Annotated in this window: 4 protein-coding genes; 2 read left to right on the forward strand and 2 right to left on the reverse strand. The window is 65.7% G+C overall.

Going from position 1 to position 3,342, the window contains the following annotated elements:
- Positions 1-212: 212 nt before the first annotated feature.
- Positions 213-533: a hypothetical protein gene (locus tag VGI62_RS09325; protein ID WP_331504203.1), complete on the reverse strand. Its 321-nt coding sequence runs from the start codon at positions 531-533 to the stop codon at positions 213-215.
- 480 nt (positions 534-1,013) lie between these two features.
- On the opposite strand from VGI62_RS09325, the gene VGI62_RS09330 reads away from it, so the two are divergent.
- Entirely contained in the window at positions 1,014-1,793 is a 780-nt protein-coding gene (locus VGI62_RS09330; RefSeq protein ID WP_331504204.1) for an oxidoreductase, read from the forward strand.
- Between the two features lie 101 nt (positions 1,794-1,894).
- Entirely contained in the window at positions 1,895-2,560 is a 666-nt protein-coding gene (locus VGI62_RS09335; protein ID WP_331504205.1) for a glutathione binding-like protein, read from the forward strand.
- On the opposite strand, the gene VGI62_RS09340 is transcribed toward VGI62_RS09335, so the two are convergent.
- A partial coding sequence (locus tag VGI62_RS09340) for a LysR family transcriptional regulator (RefSeq protein ID WP_331504206.1) occupies positions 2,515-3,342 on the reverse strand: 828 nt, incomplete at its 5' end. The two genes, VGI62_RS09335 and VGI62_RS09340, sit on opposite strands and share 46 nt — an antisense overlap.

Below are 3,342 nucleotides of genomic sequence, written 5' to 3' on the forward strand. Positions count from 1 at the left end.
CCACCGCAGCCCAGCCAGATAGTCCCGGCACGCCGCATCGTCCGCGAACCAATCGCGAAACTCGAGCACCGTGCGTGGATACTCTGCCATGACCACCCACAACAAATTGTGCCACTTGAGTCAAGTGCATAGCCCTAAAAGCAAATAGCAGGGAGAAAACAGGGAGACGATGCTTGGAAGCAAGGGTTCTCCGCTCCCGAGCCACGGGCTAATCAAGCCGAACACGCGCTCTCCACAAGTTCGCTCACCGAAACCCACCCGCGCCGCCGGCTGCCGCCCGAGCTGCGGGGGGTAACGTCGACAACAGCCCCGATCGAAAACCGCGTTACATCGCATACGTCGTGCGTTGCCGGCTTGAGTTCACTGACGTCGGCCTCGGCACGTCCGATCCGACGCTGCGCACCGGCCTCGCCGAATTCAAGGACCCGGAATTCAAGAGCATAACGGGCATCAGCGGCTCGCCAGTGTTCGACATCACCGCGAACGCGTTGTGCGGCATGGTCGTGCGCGGCGTTCATGGATTTCTTCGACATCACGCGCTTACTCGACGCGATTAGCCGCCGGGCGACGAGCGCGTACTATACGAAGAACGTGATGAGGGTGGCGGCGCATCGCACGTACACGCGATAGCAGCTGCGCGAGCCGCTCAGCCAGAAGATTGGCGAGGCGGTGCGGGGCCAGCAGGCCCAAGGACCGGGTCCTTCCTATGCGAAATCTGAATATATAATAGTCAGATTCTGACTCTACCGATTCCGACGTGCATCAAACATCTTCCTCCTGCCAACGCCAAAGCGCGATGGCGGAAAGGAGAGAACGATGTCGTTTCCCCAGACGCCGATGATGTCGAAGGCCCGCGCGGCTCGACGTCTTCCTCGACCGCAAGCCTCGGCAAGTCATCGCCGCAGCCATGGGGTCGCGCGATGAGCGACCCCTGGCTCTCGCGCCTGTTCGGCTCGCGAAAATCCGCCCCCGTGCCCCTGACCCTGCCTGAACAATCTCAGAAAGGTAGACCCATGTCCAAGTATCTCCTCGATCTGTCCAAGGAATTCGCCGGCAAAAAGGCGATCGTCACCGGCGGCTCGCGCGGCATCGGCGCGGCCACGGCCCAGCGCCTCATCGACGCCGGCGCGAAGGTGGTCGTCGTCGCCCGCTCGCGCCACGAAGAGACCCCCAAGCAAGCCGTCCTCGTCTCGGGCGATCTTCGCACCCTCGAGGGCGCCCAGAAGGTCGCAAAGGAAGCGATCGAAAGGCTCGGCGGCGTCGACATCCTGGTCAACGCGGCCGGCGCCGCTCGCGTCCATCTTCCGGACTCGATGGCCATCTCGGACGAAGAGTGGGTCGACAGCCTCAACATCAACTTCCTGTCCGCCCTGCGCGTGACCAACGCCCTGATCGCCGAGCTGAAGAAGTCGAAGGGCGCGATCGTCAACGTCACCTCCGGCGGCCGCATCGCCTACGCCGGCGCCATGGCCCACTACGGCGCGGCCAAGGCGGCGCTCAACAACTGGTCCGAAGCGCTCGCCAAGGAGCTCGCGCCTCTGGGCGTGCGGCTGAACATCGTCTCGCCCGGTCCGATCACCACGCCCGGCGGCGATGAGGTGCGCAAGACGATCACCTCGGCCATGGGCATCACCAACGAGCAGTTCTTCTCCGTGGTGCCGCTGGAGGGGCGCGCCGGTAAGGCCGAGGACCTGGCCGAGGCCATCGCCTTCCTGGTCTCCGATCGCGCCTCCTACGTCACCGGCGACACCCTGTTCGTCGGCGGCGGGTTGGGCACGCTCGCGGCTCTGTAGCCGGCGGATCATCGGCCGGGCCCCTCGCGGGCCCTCACCTTCGGCTTGGCGACGCTCCCTCCGTCGCCAGGCCCTCTTTTCGCACAGCAAGGGTCTGCGTCATGATCGACCTTCACTATTGGACCACGCCGAACGGCCACAAGATCACGATGTTCTTGGAGGAGACCGGCGCCCCTTACCAGATCACCCCGGTGAACCTGGCCCAGAACGAACAGTTCGAGCCGGAATTCCTCAAGATCGGCCCGAACAACAAGACGCCGGCGATCGTCGACCGGGCGCCGGCCGATGGCGGCGAGCCGATCAGCCTGTTCGAGTCCGGCGCGATCCTGATGTACCTCGCCGACAAGACCGGCAAGCTCATCTCCAAGGACTACCGCACCCGCCTGGAGACCCTGCAGTGGGTGTTCTGGCAGGTCGCCGGCCTCGGGCCCATGGCCGGTCAATTGGTGTTCTACAAGCGCACCCAGGACAAGGTCCCCTCCGCCGAGGCGCGCTTCGTCAAGGAGACCGCCCGTCTCTACCGCGTGCTGGACCGTCGCCTGATAGGCCGGACCTGGCTGGCGGGCGATGACTACTCGATCGCCGACATCGCCGCCTTCACCTGGGCCGCACCCTACGATCTGTTCGAGATGAACCTCGACGCGTTCCCCGACGTCGAGCGCTGGCTGAACGCGGTCTGGGATCGTCCGGCGACCAGGATGGCCTACGAGATCTCCACGGGCTACAACCCCAACGTCGTCGTCCCCGCTCTGCCGCGAGCCGCCTGAACCTGCGCACGGCTGACCGACGGCGCCGGCCGCCCTGGCGTCCCCCGCCGGTCGGCGTCCCGGCCCTGAAATTCCTTGGCGAGCCAGTCGGTGAAGGCGCGCGCCGACGGCTTGGCCGCCTTGCCCGCGGGCAGGATGATGTTCACGTCGACTTGGCCCATCTCCCAATCTTCGAGAACCCGGACCAGCTGGCCGGTGCGAAGCTCGGCCGTCACACCGATGAAGCCGCAGGACACGATACCGAGCCCGTTGACCGCTGCGGAGGCGGCACCTTCCGCATCGTTGATGATGTACCGTCCGTCCAGCCGCACCGAGGTGGTCTTGCCGTCTTTCGAGAACGACCAGCCCTCCATCCCACGTCCCGCCGGCCCGACAACGACGATGTGGTCGACGAGGTCTCCGGGCGCCTTGGGCGCACCGTGGCGCTCGATGTAGCCGGGCGAAGCGACCAGGACGCGCGGGTTGACCCCAATCTTCTTGGCGATCAGCGAAGAGTCGTTGAGCGTGCCGATCCGCACCGCGACGTCGACGGCGTCCCCGACCAGGTCCTGCCGGTGATCATGCAGGTTCAACTCGAGCCTGAGCTTGGGATGCGCATCCGTGAAGCCGCCGAGGATGGGCATCAGGGTGCGGACGGCGAACGAGGCCGAGGCGGCGATCCGCAGCACGCCGCGCAGCTCGCCAGTGCCGCGCGCGGCGTGGTCAGCCTCGTCGAGCTGGGCCAGGATGGATTCGATGCGGATGAGATAGTCGGCGCCGGCTTCGGTGAGGGTTACCGCACG

The sequence above is a fragment of the Phenylobacterium sp. genome (genome assembly GCF_036495085.1).
In the GTDB taxonomy this organism is placed as follows: Bacteria; Pseudomonadota; Alphaproteobacteria; order Caulobacterales; family Caulobacteraceae; genus Phenylobacterium.

What these genes read in the sequence shown, in the direction of transcription:
- VGI62_RS09325 (WP_331504203.1), bottom strand. Translation starts at nt 533, where the DNA reads ATGTCGAAGAAATCCATGAACGCCGCGCACGACCATGCCGCACAACGC.
- VGI62_RS09330 (WP_331504204.1), top strand. Translation starts at nt 1,014, where the DNA reads ATGTCCAAGTATCTCCTCGATCTGTCCAAGGAATTCGCCGGCAAAAAG.
- VGI62_RS09335 (WP_331504205.1), top strand. Translation starts at nt 1,895, where the DNA reads ATGATCGACCTTCACTATTGGACCACGCCGAACGGCCACAAGATCACG.